The sequence below is a fragment of the Tepidibacter mesophilus genome, from assembly GCF_002724055.1.
GTDB lineage: Bacteria > Bacillota > Clostridia > Peptostreptococcales > Peptostreptococcaceae > Tepidibacter_A > Tepidibacter_A mesophilus.
Genome location: NZ_BDQY01000035.1, coordinates 1 through 24,098 on the forward strand (window position 1 = coordinate 1; position 24,098 = coordinate 24,098).

Annotated in this window: 23 protein-coding genes and 1 tRNA gene; 19 read left to right on the top strand and 5 right to left on the bottom strand. The window is 28.0% G+C overall.

Features of this window, described 5'->3' with window-relative positions; genetic code table 11:
* Positions 1-175 precede the first annotated feature (175 nt).
* The 8 genes from Tmeso_RS14900 (at position 176) to Tmeso_RS14935 (ending at position 6,469) form a co-directional block, all read left to right on the top strand.
* On the top strand, positions 176-325 hold the full coding sequence (locus Tmeso_RS14900) for a hypothetical protein (RefSeq protein WP_242967952.1): 150 nt from the start codon (positions 176-178) through the stop codon (positions 323-325).
* Positions 326-979: 654 nt separating this feature from the next.
* Positions 980-1,055, top strand: a tRNA-Gln gene (locus tag Tmeso_RS14905).
* Positions 1,056-1,141: 86 nt separating this feature from the next.
* Entirely contained in the window at positions 1,142-2,209 is a 1,068-nt protein-coding gene (locus Tmeso_RS14910; protein ID WP_099192621.1) for a transglutaminase domain-containing protein, read from the top strand.
* Between the two features lie 136 nt (positions 2,210-2,345).
* Positions 2,346-2,534 (top strand): hypothetical protein, encoded by a 189-nt coding sequence (locus Tmeso_RS14915; protein ID WP_099192623.1) that lies wholly within the window; start codon positions 2,346-2,348, stop codon positions 2,532-2,534.
* Between the two features lie 180 nt (positions 2,535-2,714).
* The gene (locus tag Tmeso_RS14920) at positions 2,715-3,746 is read left to right on the top strand and encodes a copper amine oxidase N-terminal domain-containing protein (RefSeq protein ID WP_099192625.1); all 1,032 of its coding nucleotides are present in this window, start codon (positions 2,715-2,717) and stop codon (positions 3,744-3,746) included.
* 493 nt (positions 3,747-4,239) lie between these two features.
* A complete protein-coding gene (locus tag Tmeso_RS14925; protein WP_099192627.1) occupies positions 4,240-5,034 on the top strand; it encodes an amino acid ABC transporter substrate-binding protein in 795 nt (264 codons plus the stop codon).
* A 15-nt stretch (positions 5,035-5,049) separates the two neighbouring features.
* Positions 5,050-5,721 carry an amino acid ABC transporter permease gene (locus Tmeso_RS14930; protein ID WP_099192629.1) on the top strand — a complete coding sequence of 224 codons (672 nt, stop codon included), beginning with the start codon at positions 5,050-5,052 and terminating at the stop codon, positions 5,719-5,721.
* Between the two features lie 10 nt (positions 5,722-5,731).
* On the top strand, positions 5,732-6,469 hold the full coding sequence (locus tag Tmeso_RS14935) for an amino acid ABC transporter ATP-binding protein (RefSeq protein WP_099192631.1): 738 nt from the start codon (positions 5,732-5,734) through the stop codon (positions 6,467-6,469).
* Between the two features lie 93 nt (positions 6,470-6,562).
* On the opposite strand, the gene Tmeso_RS14940 is transcribed toward Tmeso_RS14935, so the two are convergent.
* Together Tmeso_RS14940 and Tmeso_RS14945 are read right to left on the bottom strand one after the other, a co-directional pair.
* Complete coding sequence (locus Tmeso_RS14940) at positions 6,563-8,752, bottom strand: M56 family metallopeptidase (protein ID WP_099192633.1); 2,190 nt, start codon at positions 8,750-8,752, stop codon at positions 6,563-6,565.
* Between the two features lie 26 nt (positions 8,753-8,778).
* Positions 8,779-9,165 (bottom strand): BlaI/MecI/CopY family transcriptional regulator, encoded by a 387-nt coding sequence (locus Tmeso_RS14945; protein WP_099192635.1) that lies wholly within the window; start codon positions 9,163-9,165, stop codon positions 8,779-8,781.
* Positions 9,166-9,507: 342 nt separating this feature from the next.
* Here Tmeso_RS14945 and Tmeso_RS14950 point away from each other — a divergent pair, with 342 nt between their 5' ends.
* The 4 genes from Tmeso_RS14950 (at position 9,508) to Tmeso_RS14965 (ending at position 12,851) form a co-directional block, all read left to right on the top strand.
* On the top strand, positions 9,508-10,062 hold the full coding sequence (locus Tmeso_RS14950; RefSeq protein WP_099192637.1) for a host-nuclease inhibitor Gam family protein: 555 nt from the start codon (positions 9,508-9,510) through the stop codon (positions 10,060-10,062).
* 15 nt (positions 10,063-10,077) lie between these two features.
* Positions 10,078-10,617 (top strand): hypothetical protein, encoded by a 540-nt coding sequence (locus Tmeso_RS14955; protein WP_099192639.1) that lies wholly within the window; start codon positions 10,078-10,080, stop codon positions 10,615-10,617.
* A 195-nt stretch (positions 10,618-10,812) separates the two neighbouring features.
* Complete coding sequence (locus tag Tmeso_RS14960) at positions 10,813-11,283, top strand: methylated-DNA--[protein]-cysteine S-methyltransferase (RefSeq protein ID WP_330400372.1); 471 nt, start codon at positions 10,813-10,815, stop codon at positions 11,281-11,283.
* A 188-nt stretch (positions 11,284-11,471) separates the two neighbouring features.
* Entirely contained in the window at positions 11,472-12,851 is a 1,380-nt protein-coding gene (locus Tmeso_RS14965; protein WP_099192643.1) for a [Fe-Fe] hydrogenase large subunit C-terminal domain-containing protein, read from the top strand.
* A gap of 151 nt (positions 12,852-13,002) precedes the next feature.
* On the opposite strand, the gene Tmeso_RS14970 is transcribed toward Tmeso_RS14965, so the two are convergent.
* A complete protein-coding gene (locus tag Tmeso_RS14970) occupies positions 13,003-13,581 on the bottom strand; it encodes an N-acetylmuramoyl-L-alanine amidase family protein (RefSeq protein ID WP_099192645.1) in 579 nt (192 codons plus the stop codon).
* A gap of 349 nt (positions 13,582-13,930) precedes the next feature.
* Between Tmeso_RS14970 and Tmeso_RS14975 the strand changes: the two genes are divergently transcribed.
* The 5 genes from Tmeso_RS14975 to Tmeso_RS14990 all read left to right on the top strand — a co-directional run bounded on the left by Tmeso_RS14975 (position 13,931) and on the right by Tmeso_RS14990 (position 19,231).
* Entirely contained in the window at positions 13,931-14,599 is a 669-nt protein-coding gene (locus tag Tmeso_RS14975; RefSeq protein ID WP_099192647.1) for a hypothetical protein, read from the top strand.
* Positions 14,600-15,083: 484 nt separating this feature from the next.
* The gene (locus Tmeso_RS17020; protein WP_278281502.1) at positions 15,084-15,212 is read left to right on the top strand and encodes a hypothetical protein; all 129 of its coding nucleotides are present in this window, start codon (positions 15,084-15,086) and stop codon (positions 15,210-15,212) included.
* Positions 15,213-15,397: 185 nt separating this feature from the next.
* Positions 15,398-16,663, top strand: coding sequence for a group II intron reverse transcriptase/maturase (ltrA, locus tag Tmeso_RS14980; protein WP_099192649.1), 1,266 nt, complete (start codon positions 15,398-15,400; stop codon positions 16,661-16,663).
* Positions 16,664-17,054: 391 nt separating this feature from the next.
* On the top strand, positions 17,055-17,768 hold the full coding sequence (deoD, locus tag Tmeso_RS14985; protein WP_099192651.1) for a purine-nucleoside phosphorylase: 714 nt from the start codon (positions 17,055-17,057) through the stop codon (positions 17,766-17,768).
* A 128-nt stretch (positions 17,769-17,896) separates the two neighbouring features.
* Positions 17,897-19,231, top strand: a complete 1,335-nt coding sequence (locus tag Tmeso_RS14990; protein ID WP_099192653.1) for an aminotransferase-like domain-containing protein — start codon at positions 17,897-17,899, stop codon at positions 19,229-19,231.
* A 47-nt stretch (positions 19,232-19,278) separates the two neighbouring features.
* On the opposite strand, the gene cooS is transcribed toward Tmeso_RS14990, so the two are convergent.
* The gene (gene cooS, locus Tmeso_RS14995) at positions 19,279-21,192 is read right to left on the bottom strand and encodes an anaerobic carbon-monoxide dehydrogenase catalytic subunit (protein ID WP_099192655.1); all 1,914 of its coding nucleotides are present in this window, start codon (positions 21,190-21,192) and stop codon (positions 19,279-19,281) included.
* A gap of 278 nt (positions 21,193-21,470) precedes the next feature.
* Between cooS and Tmeso_RS15000 the strand changes: the two genes are divergently transcribed.
* Both Tmeso_RS15000 and Tmeso_RS15005 read left to right on the top strand, forming a co-directional pair.
* A complete protein-coding gene (locus Tmeso_RS15000) occupies positions 21,471-22,706 on the top strand; it encodes an MFS transporter (RefSeq protein WP_099192657.1) in 1,236 nt (411 codons plus the stop codon).
* Between the two features lie 43 nt (positions 22,707-22,749).
* The gene (locus Tmeso_RS15005) at positions 22,750-23,448 is read left to right on the top strand and encodes an RluA family pseudouridine synthase (RefSeq protein WP_099192659.1); all 699 of its coding nucleotides are present in this window, start codon (positions 22,750-22,752) and stop codon (positions 23,446-23,448) included.
* A gap of 95 nt (positions 23,449-23,543) precedes the next feature.
* On the opposite strand, the gene Tmeso_RS15010 is transcribed toward Tmeso_RS15005, so the two are convergent.
* Positions 23,544-23,840: a hypothetical protein gene (locus Tmeso_RS15010; protein ID WP_099192661.1), complete on the bottom strand. Its 297-nt coding sequence runs from the start codon at positions 23,838-23,840 to the stop codon at positions 23,544-23,546.
* Between the last annotated feature and the right edge of the window lie 258 nt (positions 23,841-24,098).

Here is a 24,098-nt window from a genome sequence, read left to right on the forward strand (position 1 = left end):
TAATTCTCTTAATATCTCACTTTTATTTAACATAAAAAGTGTGCACCTTCCTTTCAAGTAATAATTATATTATATCTCACATTATCACCATTTTTTTGGAAGTTTACACACTTTAAATTATATATCCATAGATGAAGCTGAAAAAATTATTTTCGGTAAGGCTGGTATAACTAATATGTTTACCGCAGATATAATAGTTATAGAAAATGGAAAACGCAAGAAGTATTCTATAAAAGATAAGAAAGAAAATGTTATGAACTGTGAAGATTTTTATAGAAAAGATTATAAAAATTTAGATAATGAATATTTTCTTGAATGGATTTAGAGACAAGTATAGTTATTGTTTTGTATATGTAAGACATTAAAATTATACAATTTCCATAAGCATACATTTAGTAAGAATATTTTTGTTTTTTAAAATTAGAATTCTAAACTTTAAATAATTATAAAGCCCCCTCTAATACAAAGTGAATACACAAGTTTTTCTTATTATTTAATTTTAAAGTTTTCAAGGTGAAATTGATTTTAAAATCTGTTAAGAAATTTTGACTGTTTGAGCGATAGCGAGTTTCAAAATTTTAAGATTTTAAAATCAATGAGCCTATGAAAAGTAAAAATTAAATAAGGAAAAACGTTGTATTCATTTGTGTTAGAGGGGATAAGGAACAAAAATAAAGATAATAGAATGATTTTTCTGTTTTTTAAAGCTAAACAAAAACCTCATTTCTTAACGGTAAGGCACTCATCTAATTTAATTGGATTTACTGTATATTAAGTTTAATTGGATATATATTTGGGGTATTTACGGTATCAATGAAAAATAAATACATAAGATTATACTGATTTAGCAAAATGATTTTCGCACAAGAGAGGATAAAATATCAGAATGATATAAAAAAGTATTGACTTATGTATAAAAATATAGTATTATTTATGTGTAAATACGTAGGACAAGTAATATTTAATAATTTTATAATGTTGGGGATTCGCCAAGTCGGTAAGGCTCAGGATTTTGATTCCTGCATGCGTTGGTTCGAGTCCAGCATCCCCAGCCAATTAAAAACCTCAAGATTTATGTTCTTGAGGTTTTTGTTATATATAATAAAAAATGTATGATTTAAAATATAAGGGAGATTAAATTATGAAGATAATAATACAAATAATTATATGTTTAATGTTGACTTTATTAATAGGGTGTAGTTCGGTTAATAATATAATCGAAGAGAACCTAGAAAAAATGGAACCTGTTAATAAAAATTCTGTCTACACAAACTTAGATGAAGCTGAAGATGATATAAAGTTTGCAATAGAAAATTTAAATAATGAAGTGAATTTCACTTATAAAGGGGACAGTTCTAATATAATACAAAAAGTCAGTGAATTAGTAAAAAAACTGCTTGATGAAAATGGAGAATATACATTATTAGTGAGTAATTATGAAACTAATACAACCACTTATCTTTATAAATCAACAGTAAAAATAACATTTCAATACAATTTGACAAAAGAAGAATATTCTAAAGTACAAGATAAAGTAGATTCAATTATATCTAAGATAACCGATTCTACTATGTCTGATTTTGAGAAAGAAAAAGCTATAAATGACTGGATTGTAACAAATATAGAGTATGATAAAAGTAATGAAAAAATAAATGCATATACAGCTTTATTTGAAGGAGAGACTGTTTGTTCAGGGTATTCTCATTTAGCAAAGTTAATGTTAGATAAAGTTGGTATAGAAAATAAATTAGTAACTGGAGGCAATCATGCATGGAACATGGTTTTTATAGAAGGAAAATGGTATCACTTAGATACAACTTGGAATGATCCTTCATATGCAGATATATCTGATAAAATAAATGAAGTAAGTTATGAGTATTTTAATGTTACAGATGAATTTATGAACAAATCTCATTCTTGGAATAAAACTCTTTATCCTTTAGCTAACACAAAATATAAAGGTTTTAGAAAAGAAGCAATGTTATCATTGCAATCTATAAGAATAGATGGAGTATCTATATATAATTTTAATCCCGATATACATGAATATTATCTAGATAGAAATGAAGTACAAGGAAAAACTATAGAATTTATACCAAGAAGTAGCAATACAAAATTGAAGTCAAGAAAGTTTTCAAATAGATGGGAAATTGATGTTGAATCAGAAGAATATGAAGATATAAGGACTTATACACTTTACTTTAATTAAAATTAAAAAGTTTATAATAAAAAATATATAAACTTTTTTTCAAAAATATAAGAAGTTTTCAATAATTTCCAATATATCTTTCTATCCATTGGTTAAATTAATAAAGAAATATAAATAAAATAAGGAGGATGCTCAAATGAATAACAATAAAAACCTTATGAAAACACGTGGAAAATCAAATTCAGAGCTTAGAAAGATGTATTCAGAACAAGGAAGTGATATTGGAATTGTAGATAGTAAAAAAATCGATCCAAATAACAAAAGACTTACAAAAAGATCTAAGCTTTCACATAAAAGATCAGGCTCTTACGATGAAGAGGCATAAAAAATAATATAACTAATAAAAGTAGAATTTCTTATTCAAAAAGGGATTCTATTTTTTTTGTAAATAAGTAAAATAATTATACTAGATAAATATATAGTAATACTGAACTATTTAAAAATTGAGAAAAATGTAATAATATTAAACTAAGCAAATAAATTTAAACTCCAGGGAGGGATCAAGATGAAAAAAGTCAAAAAAATAGTATCTGCAATTCTAGTGCTTACATTAATACTTGTAGCACCTATAGCATCTTTTGCAAAAGGAAATAAAGATTCAAAATCATCAAGTAGCAAGGGAAAAACTCAAAATAGTAGATCTAATGATTCAAAGAGTACAGATAACAAGCAAAGAGAGGATTTTAAATTAAAGGAAAATAAGATTGCAGAGGATAAACAAATACAAAGCAATGAATCTACAATAGATAATACAAATACAGAAGAAAATAAGGGCGATACTGAAAAAGTAGAAACTAAGCAAATTGGTAATAAAAAAAGAAATGAAATAAAAAAACAAATACAAGAACTTAAAAAAGAGGCAAAAAAAGCTTATTCTCAAGAGGAACTTGAGAAAATACAAGAAACAGTAAAAGAAATTAATAATAAATATCCTGGAATTAAAACGTTACCTGTTGACAATGTAATATCTAAAAAAATGAATATTAAATTTGATACACCACCTGTTATTAAAGAGGGTAGAACATTAATTCCTGTAAGAGCTATATCAGAAGGATTAGGAGCAGATGTAAACTGGAATCAAGAAGATAAAAAGGTTACGATAACAAAGGATGGAAAAGAAATAGTGCTTCAATTAGGAAGTGATATAGCGTACATAGATGGAGTTGAAACTAAGCTAGATGTTCCTGCCGAAACAATGAATAATAGAACTATTGTACCATTAAGATTTATTGCTGAAAGCTTAGGTTTAAAAGTAGATTGGGACGAGGAAACCGAAACAATTGAAATTGACGAAGATCAAGATAATGAAATAGATACAGATGAAACGGTTACTGATGAAGTAGTTACTGATGAAACTGTTACGGACGAAACAGTTACAGATGAAACGGTTACAGATGAAGCAGTTACGGATGAAACAGTTACAGATGAAACAGTTACAGATGAAACAGTTACAGATGAAACAGTTACTGATGAAGCGGTTACGGATGAAACAGTTACAGATGAAACAGTTACAGATGAAACAGTTACTAATAATTAATTATAGTTTTTTATAAAAAAAGATTCTGTTAAGTAGACAGTAAAATTTTAAGCAGCATAACTTCGATGTTCGGTCGGACTTATGTTGCTTTTTAATTGAATTATGTAAAAGTAGGTATTGCATCATGCTGGGTAGCTCTTAGTAAATTTTATTTAGCGCAATAAGATAAAATTAGAAAGCTTAATATTCCTGATGGTTATGAACTACACTATACGGTAGCATTAGGATATAAAGCATTAGATAAAAAGTAAAATGTACCAAAGAGAAATAAAGATGTAGTTAATTACATAAAATAAAAAATTCCACATGAATTTATCAAAATGAAACTGAAAAAATGGATAATTTATACATTAAAAAAGCTATTAAGCTGTGTAATACATGGTTTGATAGCTTTTTTGTTGAAAAAATAAAAAACATCTTGCATTATCAAATTGATAATGTTAGAATGATATTATCAATTTGATAAGAACATAAATTTAAGGGAGGATTCAAAATGAAATTAAAGAAAAAAGGAATTATATTAGCATTAACAATATTTATTTTATTAGTAGGGGTTGTAGGTTGTTCTTCAAAAACTGTAGATGAAACAGATAAAAATGTAATAAAAATTGGAACATCTGGAGGATATCATCCTTATACATTTAAAAATGATAAAGGAGAATTAGATGGTTTTGAAATAGATGTATGGAATGAAATTGGTAGTAGAATAGGTTATGAAGTAGAATATGCAACATCTGAATTTAGTGGATTATTTGGAATGCTTGATATTAAAAAAATCGATACAATAGCAAATCAAATAACTATAACAGAGCAAAGAAAAGAAAAATATATATTCCCAACACCATATGTATATAGTGGAGCTCAATTAATAGTTAAAAAGGGTAATGAAGATGTTAAATCATTGGAGGATTTAAAAGGTAAAAAAGTAGGTGTAAGTCTTGGGTCCAATTATGAACAAATTATAAAAGAATTTGATGTGAATAACGACATTGAAGTCGTTACTTATGAAGATTTTTTAGGTTCACTTCAAGATGTAGCACTTGGAAGAATTGATGCAGTTTTAAACGATAAGTTAGCAGCTATGACTAATGTTCAAAAATCAGGACTAGATATTCAATTAGGTGGGGAACCTATAAGTAAAATAGAGAATGCATTCCCATTTGTTAATAGTGAAGAAAACAAAGAATTAGTACAAAAAGTAAGTAAAGCAATTGAAGATATGAGAACTGATGGAACTTTAGAGAAAATATCTAAAAAGTGGTTTGAAATAGACATTACTAAAGAATAGAAGATGGTGGATTGAATGAATGTTAATTTTTCTGTAGAGTATTTTATTGGTAGGTTTCCAGAATTTATTAAATTTTTACCTATTACATTAAGCCTAGCATTGATATCAATAGTTATTGGATTAGTGCTAGGAACTAGTATAGCATTGATTAGAACATATAAAATAAAAATATTGTATCCTTTATCTAATATATATGTTTCTTTTTTTAGAGGAACGCCACTATTGGTACAATTATTCATATTTTATTATGGACTTCCACAGGTTATTCCTTCATTAGGTGGAATAAATGCATATACAGCAGCTTTTGTAACTTTAAGTATTAATAGTGCAGCTTATATGTCAGAAATTATTAGGGCCGCTATTAACTCTGTAGATAAAGGTCAGATGGAAGCTGCTTTATCAGTTGGAATGACATACTTTCAAGGAATGACAAAGATAGTTCTTCCTCAAGCTGCAAGAATTGCTATACCATCTTTAGGAAATACCTTTATAAGTTTAATGAAGGAAACTTCATTAGCATTTGTATTGGGAGTTTCTGAGATGCTTGCAGCAGCTAAGATGGGTTCCGCAGCTAGTTATAGATTTTTTGAAAATTATTTGGCTGTAGGAATAATATATTGGATAATTACAATTTTATTTACTTATATAATAGATAAATTAGAAAGAAATATGTCTAAGGCATATTAGGAGTGAAGAAATGATAAATATAAAAAAAATTCATAAAAAATTTGATAGTACACATGTTTTAAAAGGGATAGATTTAAATGTTAAAAAAGGAGAGGTCGTAGTTATTATAGGACCTTCTGGATCAGGTAAATCAACATTTCTAAGATGCATAAACTATTTAGAAAAACCAGATAGTGGAATAATAAATGTTGATGATATAACTATAGACGCAGCTAATTCATCTAAAAAAGATATAAATAATTTAAGAAAATCAACTGCAATGGTTTTTCAAAATTATAATTTATTCAAAAATAAAACAGCACTTGAAAATGTTACTCAATCTTTAATAGTAAATAAAAATTTGAGCAAAGAAGATGCCGATGCTTTAGGCACGGATATATTAACTCAAGTTGGACTTTTTGATAAAATGAACAACTATCCATCTACATTATCAGGAGGCCAGCAACAAAGAGTAGGTATTGCTAGAGCCATGGCATTAAATCCTAAAGTTATATTATTTGATGAACCAACATCAGCACTTGACCCTGAACTTGTGGGAGAAGTATTAAATGTTATTAGAAATTTAGCTCAAAAAGATATGACTATGATTATAGTTACTCATGAAATGGGATTTGCAAAAGAAGTTGCAAATAGAGTTATATTTATGGATAATGGAAACGTAATAGAAGAAGGTCATCCTGATGAAATATTTAATAATCCTAACCATGAAAGAACTAAAAGATTTTTAAAACAGATAATAAATAAGTAACTATAAAAAATTCGTCTAGTCGCTACGCGCTATGTATAAAAAAAGCTATAATACTCTAGCAAATGAATGCTAGAACATTATAGCTTTTCTATATTAATCAAAATAAGGAGGTTCATTAATTAATGTTTTTAATATTTCTTGAATATTGTCTATTTTTCCAATAAATTTAGCATTGTAGAAAATATCTCCTTTTTTCCATAAATAGTATTCTTGTGTTTCAGTATTAGAATTTTCTTTGAACTTGAAAACCTTAGTATCGGCTATCGTTATAGTATTTGCTTTGATTTCTGTATCCCTATCATATCCATTTTCACTTAAAAACTCATATCTATAATTACCTTTTGATTGACTAAATTCTATTTCTAATTTAGAATCACTTTCTTTTTGGAATGTTGTTATAATTTCAACCCATGGTTCAGTTTCTGAATATATAAGACAACGTGTGCGTGAAGAGGTTGGAATAAAATTCTCTGGTAATTGTAATGGAAATTTTGGCGTGAATCCAATTATTTTTTCAGCATGCTTTAAGTCCTTAGATTCATATATAGACAAATGATCTTTCCATGATTCGGATTCATAGTTAGTATATTTTAAATCTTTAGTATACTTTAAAGATGATAAAATAACTTTAGCATCATCCATAGAAAGTTCGTGTATGCTAGTGTCTCCATAATAAGAAGTACTTTTGAAATAATAATCTAAACTATACCATAGACCATCATCTTGCCATATAAAATACTTACTGATATATTCCTTAGTAGGAAAATGTTTAATATCCTCTGTGTTTTTTTTCTCTAATTCTTTTATATCTTTTTCTGTCCATTCGTAAGTGTTTTTAATAGTTATACTTGTACCGTTAATATTAGAGATAGTCATTGGTTCTATAATAGACTCTTTATTGATTGTTTTGTTATTAGCGTCTTTATAAGATTGATAGCGGTTTTTCTTTGCATTAAGCATAAGTTCTTTTTTAGAAACTGTTAAAGTAAAACCAGAAGTATCAACAACATCTCTAACAAAAAATTTTATCTTTGCTTCATCTTTATTTAAAGTAATCGAATCAAAAGTATAATTTTTTAGTACAGTATCAGGAACTTTAAAATCAAAGTCAATAAAATCAAGTGCTCTATCTAATGTGATGAAATGTTTATTATAAGGTGTATCCAAGTAAAAATCAGTAGATTGACTTTCGGGCGCATTTATTTGAGCATTAGTGAGTGTGGCAAAACCAAATAGCATAAATACTATAATACTTAAAATAGATATTTTATAAGAATCTTTCTTGAATGATTTTATCATTATAATTCTCCTTTCGATTTGAGTGTTATTTTCATAAAAGTATATAGGTAGTATTTTTTTTGAAATATTATTGGAAATGATACTAGATAATTTTATAATTGTCATACCATATTGGGTTGATTCATTTTGTTCTATGGCTTCAAGAACTCCATAATCACAAGCTAATTCTCTATCAAATCTCATTTTTTTTATTGCAAACCAGACGATAGGATTAAACCAATGAAGTATTACACTTATCATTTCTAATAAATTGTACAATAAATCTTTTCTTTTATAGTGAATCAATTCATGCAAAAGTATATAGTAGAGTTCATTATGGTCGATAATGTTTAAAATATCTTTAGAAATACATATTTTAGGTTTAAAAAATCCAAATATAAAAGGGCTTTTTATACTGTTACTATAACATAATGAAATATCTTTTTTTAATTTTAAATGTTTCTTTAAAGTATTAAATACTTGTATTGTTTGAGGATTATTTATTTTATCAAAAGTTTTTATTTTTTTTGTGAAATTCAAGGCAGATATAATAACAAGTAAAGATAGTAATAAAAACACAAACAACCATATATAAGAAGAAAATTTTAAAACTTTTTTTATAGTAAGTTTTTGAAGAAAGTTATATTTTTTTTCTTCTATTAATTTTTGTTCTAAAAAATTATTTTCATTTATAGTTTGATTTTGTATACTAACTAATTTAGGTTTTGTTACATTTTTTATTACGTTTGTTTCTATATTATATAGGTTATTATATGCTGCAACATGAATATCATTTTCAGGCAAAAAATTGAACAAACTCAAATTACTTTGAAGAGAAAAAGGGAATAGAAGTTTTACTAATACTAGAACCCATAAAGCATGATGAAGTTTATAACTAATCTGATTTTTAAAAATTTTTTTAATGGAAATAACAAGCAGGATTATAACTGTAGATGTTAATGAAGAATATAAAACCCATAAAAAAACTATTTCTAATGCAGTCATATATAATTCTCCTTTTTGTAGATTTGCTATTTTTTAACTATTTTTTTCTCTTCTAAAATTTTTTGAAGATTCTCAATTTCTTTTTTAGATAAATTTTTTTCTTCTAAAAACTTTGAAAAAAGCATTTCTATAGCTCCATCATAAACTCTTTGAATAAAAGAATTATTTTCTGTCTTTATATATTCGTCATAAGAAACTAATGGATAATAAAGATAATTTCTACCTAACTTTTCAAATCTCAGAGCTCGTTTTTTGAGAAGCCTATTTATAAAAGTTTTTATGGTTTGATTAGACCAGCTTATATTTTTATCTGATAATAAAGAAATAATTTCATTAGAGGATAAAGGAGATTTTTTCCATAAAAGCTTCATGATTTCTAATTCTGATTCCGAAATCTGAGGGATATTATTCATTTAAAAACCTCCTTTATAATTTATTGTTTACAAATGTAAATTTTAAGTATAGTTTACGCTTATAAACAATATTTGTCAATAGAAAATATGTAAAATAATTACATAATATATATTTTTTACCGAAAGGAGGATTGTGTAAACTAGAATTGAGATAATAATTTAGAATTATTATCTATAAAAAACATAATGCCTTATTTCATATGGTAATATATTATATAGTTAATTTATACTTGGGGTAGATAAAATAGATTTCCATCAAATTAAAAAGGTAGAAGATAAAAAGTTAGAATTTGCAGTTATAGTTGCAAAGTTCAAAAAATTTTAATAAAGGAGCAAATAAATATGGATGAAAATTTTAGATTATCAGAGTTATTTTTAAATGTAGAGGAAGAAGAAAAAGAGACATGGAAGATAGATAATGATAATACTGCTGATTGGGCACTAGATAAAATAAAAGAAACAAGAGAAGAATATGAAAGATTTGAAAGAGTAGCTTTAAATAAGATAAAGGATATACAATCAGCTTTAGAAAAAGAAAGAAACAAGATGGAAAATGAAACAAGCTTTTTTGAAGCTAAATTAAAGGAGTATATTGAAAATGTCAAAATGAAAGAGACTAAGACTCAAAAAACGTATTCTCTACCTTCTGGGAAGATAGTAATTAAAAAAGATAAATGTGATTTTAAAATTGATAAAGAAAAAATAATTGAAAATATGAAATCACTTGAAGGATATGAAGAATATATAAAAGTAAAAGAAGATTTAGCGTGGGGAGATTTAAAGAAAAATTTGATAATAGACAATAATAGTATAATTAATAAAATTACGGGAGAAGTACTTGAAGTTGAAGGACTTGAGGTAGAAATTAAGCCTAGCAAATTTGAAATTAAATTTTAAATTGGGGGAATTTATTTGTATAAAGAGTATAAAATTTCTGATAAAAAGAAAAAAATCATATTGTTTTCACTGTCACTTATAATAATAGCAACCACTATTGTTACTATTAAGGATATATATTTGTTTTATAAAAATTCTATTGTAAAAATTGGCGAATCTTCAATAGGATATTCAGTATATGATAGTTCGCAAACATTCAGTTTAGGGTACCTATTTTATATAGCAATATTTATAGTATTTGTCTATGATATTACAATTAAAAATATAAATATGATAATTGACGATTATGGGATTAAGATATATTCATTACACAGAAAAAGTCCTAATATAACAATTGCGTGGGAAAACGTAGAATCTTTCCAAATTGGAGAAGTATACATGGGAACGAGATTTACTAAATATGGCATGAAAATAAGGTTTTTGAATAATAATTCTCAAAATGAGGATAAGGTATATATATCTATAAGAAGTTTTGAAAATTATAATCAGTTTTTAGAAGATATAGAAAAAATAGCAGATGAAAAAAATATAAAGTTATTATTCATGAATGATTGATAAAATATAAAATCAGTGTTTAAGATATAAAAAATCAGGTATATATATATTAAACTATAATAAGTTCTATTAAGTATATTTTGAAACCCCTAATCAAAATATCTTACAAATCCCCCAAAAACTAGGTTTGAATTTTCAAACCTAGTTTTTATTTGGTATAATAGTTTATAGATAAAGGGCTAAGGGGTGATAAACTTGTATTATGCATATTTAAAATCTCCAATGGGTGTGCTAAAAATTGTAAGCAGTGAAGATTCTATTTTAGAAATTTCTCATGTAAGGGAAGAAGAAAAAGATTCGCATTATAGACCTCAAATTTTAAAAGATGCTATAACTCAGTTAAATGAATATTTTGAAGGAGAAAGAAAAGGATTTGATCTGAAAATAGAGTTAAAAGGAACAGACTTTCAAAAGAAAGTTTGGAATGAACTTAATAATATAGAATATGGAGAAACAAAAAGTTACAAGGATGTGGCTATTAGAATTGGAAATGAAAAAGCAGTAAGAGCAGTAGGAATGACAAATTCTAAAAATCCTATAAGTATAATAGTACCGTGTCATAGAGTTATAGGCTCGAATAAAAAACTGACAGGATATGCAGGTGGACTTGATCGGAAAAAATGGCTATTAGACCATGAGAAAGAATATAAAAAAAATATGTTTTAAAATAATAATCAAGGGGTATTAACTTAATAAGCTAGCCAAGATGAACTTGGCAGTCCTCTTTAGTAAAGTTATTTAATTATTCCACAAGGATAGATCAGAAATTGATCTATCCTATTTTTTTGTATATACATATAAGATACTTACTTTGGTAATGATATCCTTAATAATATATATTAGAGGTGATTAATTTGAATGAAAAATTTGAAAATTTTCAAGAAAAGAGAATGTATATATTTTCAGAGATTGTAAATAGATATTGGAATGATAAATTAAAGGATGAGAAAGATTTAGAAAATTTAGCTTATGATATTAAAGAAAAGTATGGATTTGGAGATAAAGATATGAACTTTATTAAAAATCATATAAGAGTAGCCATGGGACTTGATACGAGTAGTAACGAAAAATTTGCAAATGAGATTAAAACCATAAAAGAATATAAAAAGGTAGATACTCCTATAGTTACTAAAATAGATGGAGTTTGCGATTATTGTGAAAAGGATTGTAACTGTGAAGATACTTGCAAATATGAAGCTCACATATACCAAAGAACAAAGGGGCCTATAATTGAGAATAATAAATGTTTAAATTGTGGGGACTGTGTTAAGGCATGCGATTTTGGTGCTCTAGCAGATAAGATAGAGTTTGTTCCTTTAATCGACATGTTAAAAGATAAAAACACTAAGGTATATGCAACTGTTGCACCGTCAATAACAGGTCAATTTGGAGATGCAACTATGGGTCAAATTAGAACTGCTTTAAAGCTTATGGGGTTTGAAGATATGATAGAGGTTGCATTGTTTGCTGACATATTGACTATAAAAGAGGCTTTTGAATTTATTGAACTTGTTAAAGATGAACAAGATTTTTATTTGACTAGTTGTTGCTGTCCGGTGTGGTTTAAACTAGTTGAGAAGAAATATCCTGAGTTATTTGAACATATGCCGCCTTCTATATCTCCAATGATTGCATCTGGAAGATTTTTAAAGAAATTATATGAGGGTTCAAAGGTAGTGTTTATAAGTCCTTGCATAGCGAAAAAAGCTGAAGCTAAGGAAGAAGAGTTAAAAGGCGATATTGATTTTGTACTTACTTTTAGAGAACTTAAAGAGGTGTTTGATACTCTTAATATAAATTTAAGCGAACTCGCAAAGGATGAAAAGGATCAAGCATCGTTTGCTGGACGAGTGTATGCAAGAACAGGAGGAGTCAGTTTTTCTGTTAAAAGTGTGGTTAACAGATTAAATCCTAAGAGGCTTATAAAGTTAAAAGCAAAAAAAGTACATGGAGCTAAAGCTTGTAATAAAATACTAAGTGATTTATCTAGTAATGAAAACATAGATTATAACTTTGTAGAGGGTATGGGTTGTGTTGGTGGATGCGTTGGGGGACCTAGAACTAATATAGACGTGGCTAAAGCTACGGCATTAGTGAATGAGTTTGGTGAAGATTCTTTGATAATGACTCCTTTTGATAATAAAAATGTAGTTAAGATATTAAATGAATTTAAAGTTAATGATATAAATGAAATTATGGAAAATGAGGAAATAGCTAATATGTTAAAAAGATAGTAGTTAAAGAATCTAATAGACTAATATGAGCATCACTTGAAGAAGTTAAAAATGATGTTGAACAAGCACATAATTATTGAAAAAAGAATCCTAATTTTAGGATTCTTTTTTCAATAAAGGAGTATGTTAGATACCCTTTTATTACGTGAACTTAATAAAAATCATGATTTGTATTATTTGCATGTGGATGATTTATATATTTACAAAACGCTTTTACAACTTGCTCGGCATATAGCTTCCAGTTCTTAAGTAGCTTTTCTCGGTCATCTTTGTTATCTATAAAGCAGTATTCAACTATATTAGTTATACAAGAACCTGTATTTCTGTGCATAAAATAATAATCTTGCTCAGGATATTGAGTGCTTTCTTTTGAATAAATTCTTCTAGGATATAGACCAGCTTCCAATAGTTTATTGAATATTTCATAAGCTAATTTTCCATCATTATATATAGAATGAATAACTTCACATCCATTTCCACCACCAGCATTTATATGATTGCTTATGCAATAAACTGACTTAGAGTCTGTAACTAGTTTAGTTCTTTCATCTGGATTAAGGTATGTATCAGAGTATCTAGTTATAACAGCTTTAATTCCAAGTTCTTCAAATCTTTTAAGTTGATATAAGCTTATATTAAGTACAATGTTTTTTTCGTAAATATCCCCATAAGAACAACCGCAGTCAACCTCTCCATGACCAGGGTCTATAATTATTAACGGAGAATCCATTTTAATCACCTCTTTATATAAATTTATTTAATATATGTATATGTTTAAATTCTTAAATATAGTTTAACTAAAACATTGAAAAAAAATTAACAAAAACAAGCATAAATTTAAAAACTCTTTAAAAAATATAAAGTTGTTTCTAAAAATTAATCATGATTATAAACATAAAAAATAGTGTATTTTGAATTTGTTAAAGTGTGTTTTTGGTTTGCAAAAATACAAAATATTTTTTTGGAGAAAAAATATCAAAAAAACATGGAATTAAAAAAATAACAATGCTAGTAAAACTAAAAAAAAGGTGCTAATATATGAAAGTACCAACATTAAATTTAAAAAAGAGGTGTCAAATATGCAAAAAAGAGAATTCGTTTATGGGAAAAGAAGAAATCTTGTTAGTGAGGTAATTGATAGTTTGGGTAAGGGAATTAAGGGTCAAATAAAATCATCAGTTCCACAGTTTAGTATAATGGAAAGTATAGGTATTTTAGGATTATGTTCTATTGTATTTAGTTTGATGAATATGGCCTTCTTAGCTAATCTTCCTTCTAATAATATCATAAACAATATATATAGATTAACAGGAAATTTTGATTTATTAAAAGAGATGAGCTTATTGAATTTATCAAATTGGACAAATATATTTGTGATTGGATCAAAGGCTATATTTATTGAGAGTTTGATGATAATAAGTTTTATAGCTTTAACAAATCTATTATGTGATAAAAAAGTAGACTTTAAAAATTTAATAGTTTCAATAAATATATCTTATATTGTACCTATTGTTTATATATCTTTAGGAATAGTTGTATCAACTGTATCAGTACAAATTAGTATGATATTATTTGCAATAGCAAAGATTACTCAATACAAGTTACTGTATAGCTATATTAAGAGTTTAACTGGATTATCTTTATTAAAAACTGCGTATGTATATCCAATGATAATAGTTGCAAGTGAGCTTATAACTTTGGTTTATTTTAAAGAAAGTATTTTCTATTTAATTAGCTCAATATTATAGAGCTTAAAGATTGTTATGAGGTTGATATTTATTTAATTCAAATTTCTTTGCAGCCTTACTTAAATAAGGTTGCTTTTTTGTTTGCGAGGCATGTTGCCGAGCCGATGGTTTGAAAGAAAACCTGTCACCTAGCTAATGGGAAGACAAGCTGTAAGCAAGGGCGTTTTTGGTGACAAAAGGGTCTGAAGGAAGCCGATGGCGGTTGTTGGAACGGAACGAAAGTGAACCAGTGTTGGCATATGTAGCGGATAACCTTTCAAAAAGTAGGGACGTCCTAAGAATTAGCTTAGCTATATGTGCTTTGATGGTCGTTTCAATAACAGGCGGAGCAACTTAACCTTGGAAGTACTGTATTCGAAGCTGTAAGTTTTATCTACAAGCGAAAGCAAGAGATAAAATGAGAGTGCAGTATGCAGATGAAACCATAGTAGTGATTAAACTTATACCTATGAAAGCTAGTAATAGTCCGGAGGAGAAAATATAGGTGACATATCATATGGTTGATATGACTGTTTTAGGGCAAAATCCTATCTCAGATGCGAAGGGTGGAAGAAATTTCAAAGTGTATAGGAAACTATCTAAGAAAAGAGTGAAGATGTTAAAAGAAAGCTGAGAAGCTGGAAGGTACGAATAACTGGCATAAAAGAATTTGCTGGTTATATCGACGACATAGATATGAAGTAATTAGGGAAATGAAGATAAGATTGCCAAAGAGCTAGAGACGTCAAGTGACCTTAATGAACAACGTATAGCTTAAATCGGAGATAAAGGAATATGCAGCAACAAAGGAGGAAAAGCATGAAGAAATGGTACAGCCTTATCGACAAAATTTATCGAAAAGAAAATTTAGAACTAGCATTTAAACGTGTAAAGAGAAATAATGGAGCTCCTGGAATAGATGGGGAAACTGTTTCTGATTTTGCGTTAGCATTAGAACTAAATATAGAGTTTCTTCATGAAAGACTGAAAACCAACACGTATGAACCCAGTCCAGTAAGAAGAACAGAAATCGAAAAGCCAGATGGTGGAGTAAGATTACTAGGGATTCCTACGGTAAAAGATAGGGTGATACAGCAAGCTATTGTAAATGTAATAGAACCAATCTTTGATGTAACATTTCACCCATCAAGCTATGCCTATCGCCCTAAACGTTCACAGCATCAAGCGGTAGCAAAAGCAGAACGATTTATGAATAAATATAGATTAACGCATGTGGTAGATATGGATTTGAGTAAATGTTTTGATACTCTAGACCATGAAATCATGATGAGAGCAATCACTGAAAAGATAAGTGATGGACGCGTATTAGATTTGATTAAGAAGTTTTTGAAGTCAGGTGTAATGAATAGCGATAATTTTACAAAGACAGAAGTTGGAAGTCCACAGGGCGGGGTCATTTCGCCATTACTTAGTAATATCTATCTAAATAAGTTCGACCAAAAGATGATGAGTAAAGGAATTAGAATAGTACGTTATGCTGATGATATTCTTGTCTTTGCAAAAGACAAAAATACAGCAGGGAACTATAAAGCCTATGCGACAAAGATACTTGAGGAAGAATTAAAGCTCATAGTCAATAAAGAAAAGACAAAACTTACAAGTGTATACGACGGAGTCGGATTTTTAGGATTTATCATCTGTGAGAAATACCTAGTGGTAAATCCCAAAAGAATTAAAAGATTCAAAGACAAAATTCGAAAGAAAACTGTAAGAGGAATAGGTAGAAAATTAGAAGATATTATCAAAGACCTTAACCCAGTACTAAGAGGATGGATAAACTATTATAGGGTAGCTAATATTAAATCACTTATAAGAGACTTGATGAGTTGGATAAGAAGAAGGTTGAGGATGATTAAGTTAAGACAATGGAAATCATATAAAGCTATGCATAAAGAAATGAGAAAACAAGGAATCAAAGGAAATGGAGAAAAGATGGCAGTTACAAAGTGGAAAAATTCTAATGTCCATATTGTACACATGTTAATTCCTAATAAAGTATTTGAAGACCTTAATCTCATTGATTTAACAAAATACGAAGTTGGGTTGTTGTCGAACTATTATTAGTTCGGTAAGAAATTTCAGGAGCCGGATACGGCAAACGTAAGTCCGGTTCTGTGAGAGCAAAGAAAATAGGACTAATTATCCTATTTTCTAGCTACTCGATATGCTTAAGGAATTATATGATTTTCAAATTGTGGGTGAGATTTAAGCTGTAACAGTATATAATTAAAAACAATTATTGAACTTAGATGTGTTTTTAATGCAAAAAAATATATTTATAGTATAATCTTAATAGACATATAAATTGAAAGTGTTATTATATACATGTCATTTTTTTAAATTTGTAATTTTGTTATAATTTTGGGTAAGCTAATAAGTATACTAAATAGATTAATAAAATTATTAAGCAAATTTATATTTTAAATATAGATATTACAATTAAGGAGGTTTTAATATGATACCAACAGCACATATTGAAGTGAAAGAAAAAGGGACTATTGCAAAAACAGTATTAATGCCAGGAGATCCATTGCGTGCAAAATTTATTGCTGATACATTTTTAGAAAATGTTGAAAAATTTAATAATGTACGTAATGTATTTGGATATACAGGAACATATAAAGGACGTAAAATTTCTGTAATGGCTAGTGGTATGGGTATGCCTAGCATTGGTATTTATTCATATGAATTATTTAACTTTTATGGAGTGGAGAATATTATCCGTATTGGTTCATGTGGGGCCTATACTTCTGATTTGAATTTATATGATGTAATATTAGCCAATGATGCTTGGAGTGAATCTACATATGCTAAAGTCCAAGGTGGATATGACAAAGATGTAATTGAAGCATCTTCTGAGCTAAATAGTAAATTAGAAAAAATATCAGAGGAGTTAGGAATTAAAGTACATAAAGAGAGAATTCACTCGTCTGACGTATTCTATCGTGAAAGTTTTGAGGAGTATAAGGAAATTTATAAAAATCATGGATGTACTGTAGTAGAAATGGAAGCATTTGCTCTATTCCATAATGCAAAGGTATTAGGGAAAAATGCAGCTTGTTTGTTAACAGTTTCAGATAATTTAGTAACTCAGGAATTAACTACATCTGAAGAAAGACAAGAATCATTTACAAACATGATGAAAATTGCTTTAGAAATGGCTGAATAATAAAAGTAAAAGGTAGCTATGATTTAGGAAAAATTTTCTCGATTATAGTTGCCTTTTTATATATAGAAGAAATAATAAATTGAAGAAAACTATATTTTTATTAATATATACAGGGGTAGGGGGTTAATTTGAATAAATACACTCAGATTATTGATTATATAAAAGATTTGACTCAAAGAGAAAAAATAAAAACAGGGGAAAAATTGCCTTCTGTAAGATCGCTTGCAGATAAATTTCAATGTAGTACCTTAACTATTGTTAGAGCATATAAAGAATTAGAACAAGAACATTATATATACTCTGTTCCTAAAAGCGGATATTATTTAGTTTCAAAACAGGCAACGAATGTAAAAGAAAAATCTGAGATAGATTTTTCAACTGTGCTTGCTGATATAAATATACTTCCTTATGATGAATTTCACCACTGTTTAGACAAATCCATGGCTAAATATAAAGCAGATTTATTCTGTTATGGAGATGCTCAGGGATTACCTACATTGATTGAGGCTCTTAGAAAATATCTTCAAGATTATCAAGTTTTTTGTAAATCATCTCAAATTGTAGTTACATCAGGATCTCAACAAGCAGCAAGTATATTAATTAATTTGCAATTTCCTAATGAAAAAAATACTATTTTAGTAGAAAACCCAACATATGATAGAATGGTTAAAAATTTAAAATTGCATTCTGCTAGGATTATTGGGATAAATAGAGAATTTGATGGTGTAAACTTAGATGATTTAGAAAAAATATTTAAAGAAGAAGATATAAAATTTTTTTATACAGTTCCTAGATTTCATAATCCGACTGGGAGTAGTTATTCAGTTAATCAAAAAAAAGAAATTTTAAAGTTAGCTAATAAATATGATGTGTATATTTTAGAAGATGATTATTTAGTGGATTTAGAAACAGATTTAAGAAATGATTCAATGTATTCATTAGATAATAACAATAGAGTAATATATATAAAGACATTTTCTAAAATTTTATTACCTGGATTAAGAATTGCAGCGGTAATTTTACCAGAGACTCTAGTACATAAATTTTTAAAATATAAGCAGTTAACAGATATTCATACTTCGATTCTACCTCAGGGAGCCTTAGAAATTTATATTAATAATGGAATGTTTAAACGCTCTAAAATGAGATTAATGAAGGTATACAAAGAACGAATGGAATATTTAAAAAATATTTGTAATGATTTTAATCCTAAAGTTTTAAAAGCTAATATTCCTCATACTGGTTTTTTTCTTTCTCTAAAATCAAATAATCCTATTAATTATGATACTACTATTTCGAAATTAGAAAAAAATAGGATTATAATTAAAGATATTAGAGAAAGTTATTTAGAAGAAAAACCTGAGGTTGATTTAATAAAAATAAGTATTTCTAAAACTGATAATAAACAAATAAAAGAAGGCATGCTTGATATATATAATTATTTTTTAAATCAAAAAAAGTAAACCTAGTTCTACTGATTCAATACTAGGTTTACTTTGAATTTAGAGCATTAAGCTTTTACGGTTTCAACAGATATTCCCAACGCTTTACGTTTTTCTTCTATTCTTTCAATCATTTGCTGTGCTGCTTTATATGGATCAGGTTCAACGTGAAATTTAGCTCCTACTATATCTTCTGCTTTATTAGTTAATATATCAACAACATCTTTACTACCTGTTATAGGAGGTGCTACCCCAAGCCATGTATCTATACCAGATGTAACTATATAAGTTCCTATTGCGATGGCTTTTTCTGACATCCATTCTGGAGCAGCTCCAACCACTGGTAAATCACTTATATCCAAATCTAATAACTTAGCTAGTTCTGATACTAATATAAGTATTCGGCTTATATCAACGCATGATCCCATATGAAGTACTGGAGGAATATCTACTAGTTCGCATACTTGTGCAAGACCTTTACCAGCAAGTTTTTTTGCTTCTTTACTCATAAGTCCAGCTTTTGCTGCAGCTTGAGCTGCACAACCTGTAGTTACAACTATGACATCATTTTTGATTAGTTCTCTCATGAGATTTACATGACCATAATCATGTTTGACTTTTGGATTATTACATCCAACAACTCCTGCTGCTCCTCTTATAACACCTGAAGTAATGCAATCAGCAAGAGGCTTTAATGTTCCAGTTTGGTCTGTTTCAGAATTGACTACCTTATCTAGTTGACTTATTATAGCTTCTACACTATATCCAACTGTTGCATGAGATTTAGTTTTAGGTATGAATACTTTTTCTTTTTCTCTATTTTTAAAATTCAAAATGGCTTCTTTAACTATTTCTTTAGCTGACGTTAATGCTTTTTCTTCTTTGAATTCTATATGAACTGCTCCTGTAATTTTGGCTTTTGGGGATGTAGTTATAAATTTAGTATGATAACATTTTGTAAGTGGTGCAAGTGATGGAAATATACATTGAACATCAACTATTACAGCTTCTACTGCTCCTGTTAATACAGCAAGTTCTTGTTGACTTAAATTTCCTGCTATTCTTACACCATGTCTCATTGTAACTTCATTAGAGGTACAACACATTCCAGTTAAATTTATTCCTTTTGCACCGACTTCATTTGCTAGTTCTAAAAGTTGAGGATCCTCTACTGCTAAGACCATCATTTCAGACAAAGAAGGTTCATGCCCATGTACTATTATATTTACTTGATCTTTTTCTAAAACTCCTAGATTTGCTTCTGTTTCTCTTGGTACTGGTATTCCAAATAAAATATCACTAAACTCTGTACCTATCATAGAACCTCCCCAACCGTCGGCAAGTGAAGCTTTCATACTTTTATGAATTAAACTTTGTGCATCAGCACAACATCCTATATGAGTTGAATGCATTATAGTTGCTATTTCTTTGTCTATAGCGCCAGTTCTTATATCATTATCTTTCCATACTTTTTTTCTTTGTTCAGGAGCTCTTTCTAAAAATCTTAAAGTTCCAAATGGTTTTCCGAACTCATTCAATGCAATTTCTGCAACTTCATGAGCTATATCATATATATCTCTATTTTCTGTTTTTACTCCCCATTCTTTGGATAGATTCAAAAGTTTATCTTTATTTGTTATTTTATAGTTTCCATTTGGACTTGCCATATGTAAAATATGTGCTATGTCTCTTCCATGATCAGAATGGGTCGCTGTTCCACCAACTACCATTCTAGCTAAATTTCTAGCTACTATAACATCTGCCGTTGCTCCACAAATACCTTTTTGTGCACCTTTTCCTTCTACAGGACTTATTCTACAAGGTCCCATAGCACATATTCTACAACAAAGCCCCTTTTCACCAAAGCCACAAGGTGTCTTCATGGCATCTTTTCTGTCCCAAATAGTCTCAACATTATCTACTTTAGCCTTTTTAATAAGTTCTTGTGTTGCAGTATCAATTGAATAATTTTTTTCTTCCATATTAATTATCCCCCTTTAAAATCTCTTATTATTAAAAAAAACTATACCCCTGTTATTTTTAGTATAATAAGTAAATCAGGACATAATCAATAAAAGAAAAGCATATGTGTATTAATACAGATTCAGCCTTAAGTTCATATATGCTAAAATTAGCATATTGATGATTTAATAATAGTTTACTTTTGTATTTACAAAGATTATACTATTTGGGAGAAAGAATATTGCTGTAAAGCGTAGTTTATATGACACAAAAATATAAAAAGAGAGGATAGTATAAAATGTTAAAAAAACTTAAAAATATAAGTAAAGTTCAATTAATTTATTATTTAATCATTGCATTTACGGCTCTTGGATTAGGTCTTAGTAATGATGTGATTTCTAACTATTTTAAAGATGCTTATAATATTACAGCATATCAACGAGGTCTTATAGAATTTCCAAGGGAATTACCAGGGGTACTGGTTATATTGATGGTTGCTTCATTATCATTATTTTCAGATATACGTATTGCTATGTTGGCACAATTATTAAGCATAATAGGTATAGCAACATTAGGATTTTTTACTCCTCCTTTTACAATTATGCTAGTTTTTATTTTTATCAATTCACTAGGAATGCACATGTTTATGCCAATACAAGATAGTATAGGGATGTCATTGATTAAGGATGATAATGTAGGCAAGAAAGTAGGGCAATATAAAGGTGTAGCAACTAGTTTTACTGTATTAGCGAGTATGATGGTTTTTATTGGGTTTAGATTTGGTTTTTTTAGTTTTACAAGTAAGATTAAGTGGATCTTTGTTATATCAGCATGTATTTTAGGAATTGTATTTATTTTATTTTTTATTTTGGAAAAGCTAATTGAACAACCAATAAAAAGTAATAAAAAAGCAAATTTTATTTTTAGAAAAGAATATAAGTATTATTATATTTTAGTGGTTATGTGGGGAGTGCAAAAACAGATAATGATTGTTTATGGCCCGTGGGTTCTTATTGAACTATTAAATAAAAGAGCCGATACTTTAGCAATTTTAAGTATTATTGGTTCCTGTATAGGTGTGTTTTTTATTCCTGCTGTTGGTAGATGGATTGATAAATTTGGAATTAAGAAGTTACTTTATGCAGATGCGCTATCTTTTATTGTTGTTTATTTGGTTTATGGATTATTAAGTTCTGGATTTGCAACAGGAAAATTAGCCACTATTGGTATTCCTTTATTTTTAGCTTATATGATTTTTATATTTGATAAAATGTCTACTCAAATGGGTATGATAAGAACAATTTATTTGCGTTCTATAGCTGTAAAAACTTCTGATATTACGCCTACATTATCTTTAGGTCTTAGTTTAGATCATATAGTTTCAATCATGTGTGCTTACTTAGGCGGGATTATATGGAGTTTATGGGGGCCTCAATATATTTTTTTCTTAGCAGCGTCACTTTCTTTAGTGAACTTGTATGTAGCTAGCAAAGTAAAAGATGATAAAGTGGTTAGGTTAAGAAATGGTGTTTAAATTCAAGTTCTAAAATAACGATATTAAAGAGGAGAAAAATATTATGAAATTGAACATAGTTTATGAAGATAGTTATATTATAGTAGCAGAAAAACCACCTAAAGTACCTTCTCAACAGGATAAAACAAATGATATGGACATGCTTTCTATGATAAAAGAGCATTTGAAGGTTGCGTATCCTCAAGCTAGAAATCCTTATATAGGATTAGTTCATAGGTTAGATAGACCTGTTGGAGGATTGATGATATTTGCAAAAACAAAAGAAGCTAATGCACACTTATCAGAGCAAATGAGAGATAAAAGCTTTAAAAAAGAGTATTATGCTGTAGTTTGTGGAGAACCAGAGAATAAAAGTGGAATATTGAAAGACTATCTTTTAAAAATAGGTAGAATTAATATGTCAAAGGTTGTTTCTAAAGAAAATAAGAATGCTAAGGAAGCAATTTTAGAATATAAAGTTATAGGTACAGTTAATACAGATGAAGATGGAGTTTTGAGTTTTGTAAGAATAAAGCTTAAAACAGGAAGACATCACCAAATACGTGTTCAATTTTCAAATGCAAATATGCCTTTATGGGGAGACAATAAATACAATAAAAGATTTGTTAAGATGAAAGGATATACTCAAATAGCATTATGGGCTACAAGTATAGAATTTATTCATCCAAAGGATAAAAAAGTATATAAATTTGAATCAAAACCGTATAAAGAATATCCTTTTTCTTTGGTATTGGAAAAATAGTATTTATTATATGAGAAGGTATAGAATCTCCCTAAAAATTATTGGGAGATTTATATTTTGGGCAAATATAGATAAGGAATACTAGTTATAGTAGGTTAAGTCCATAAATCTTCTTCATCTTGGATTAAACCTTTTTTTGCTCCTTGATTTATTTTAGATGATATTACATCTAACTTAGCTCTTATTTTTTGGTGAGCGTTATCAGTATATAACTCACTATCAAGTAAATAATAATGTCCATCTAGTACTCCACCATGCCATTCCACTTCTATACCATTATTATCTCTTTCATCTTTTTCATTTATATATACTTTTTCTAGATGTAATGCTCCAACAACTAAATCATCTAACTCGCTTCTTATTTCGCCTAAAAATTCTTGTTTAGTATCCATTGAATAACCTCCAAGTTGATTTTCTTGATATTATTATACGACTATTTATAAAATTTATTCGCATTTTATTTATAAGGAAGTTATAGAATTTTGAATATAAGTATATATGCTTATGGTATATAATATTAATACTATGAAAGTGCAAAAACACTTCAATAATTTTCCATTAAAATAAAACAAAAAAACATTTATGCAAAACCTTGTTATAATTAAGTTCCTACACAAAAACATAACAGGTGGTGTTGCATAAATGTTTCA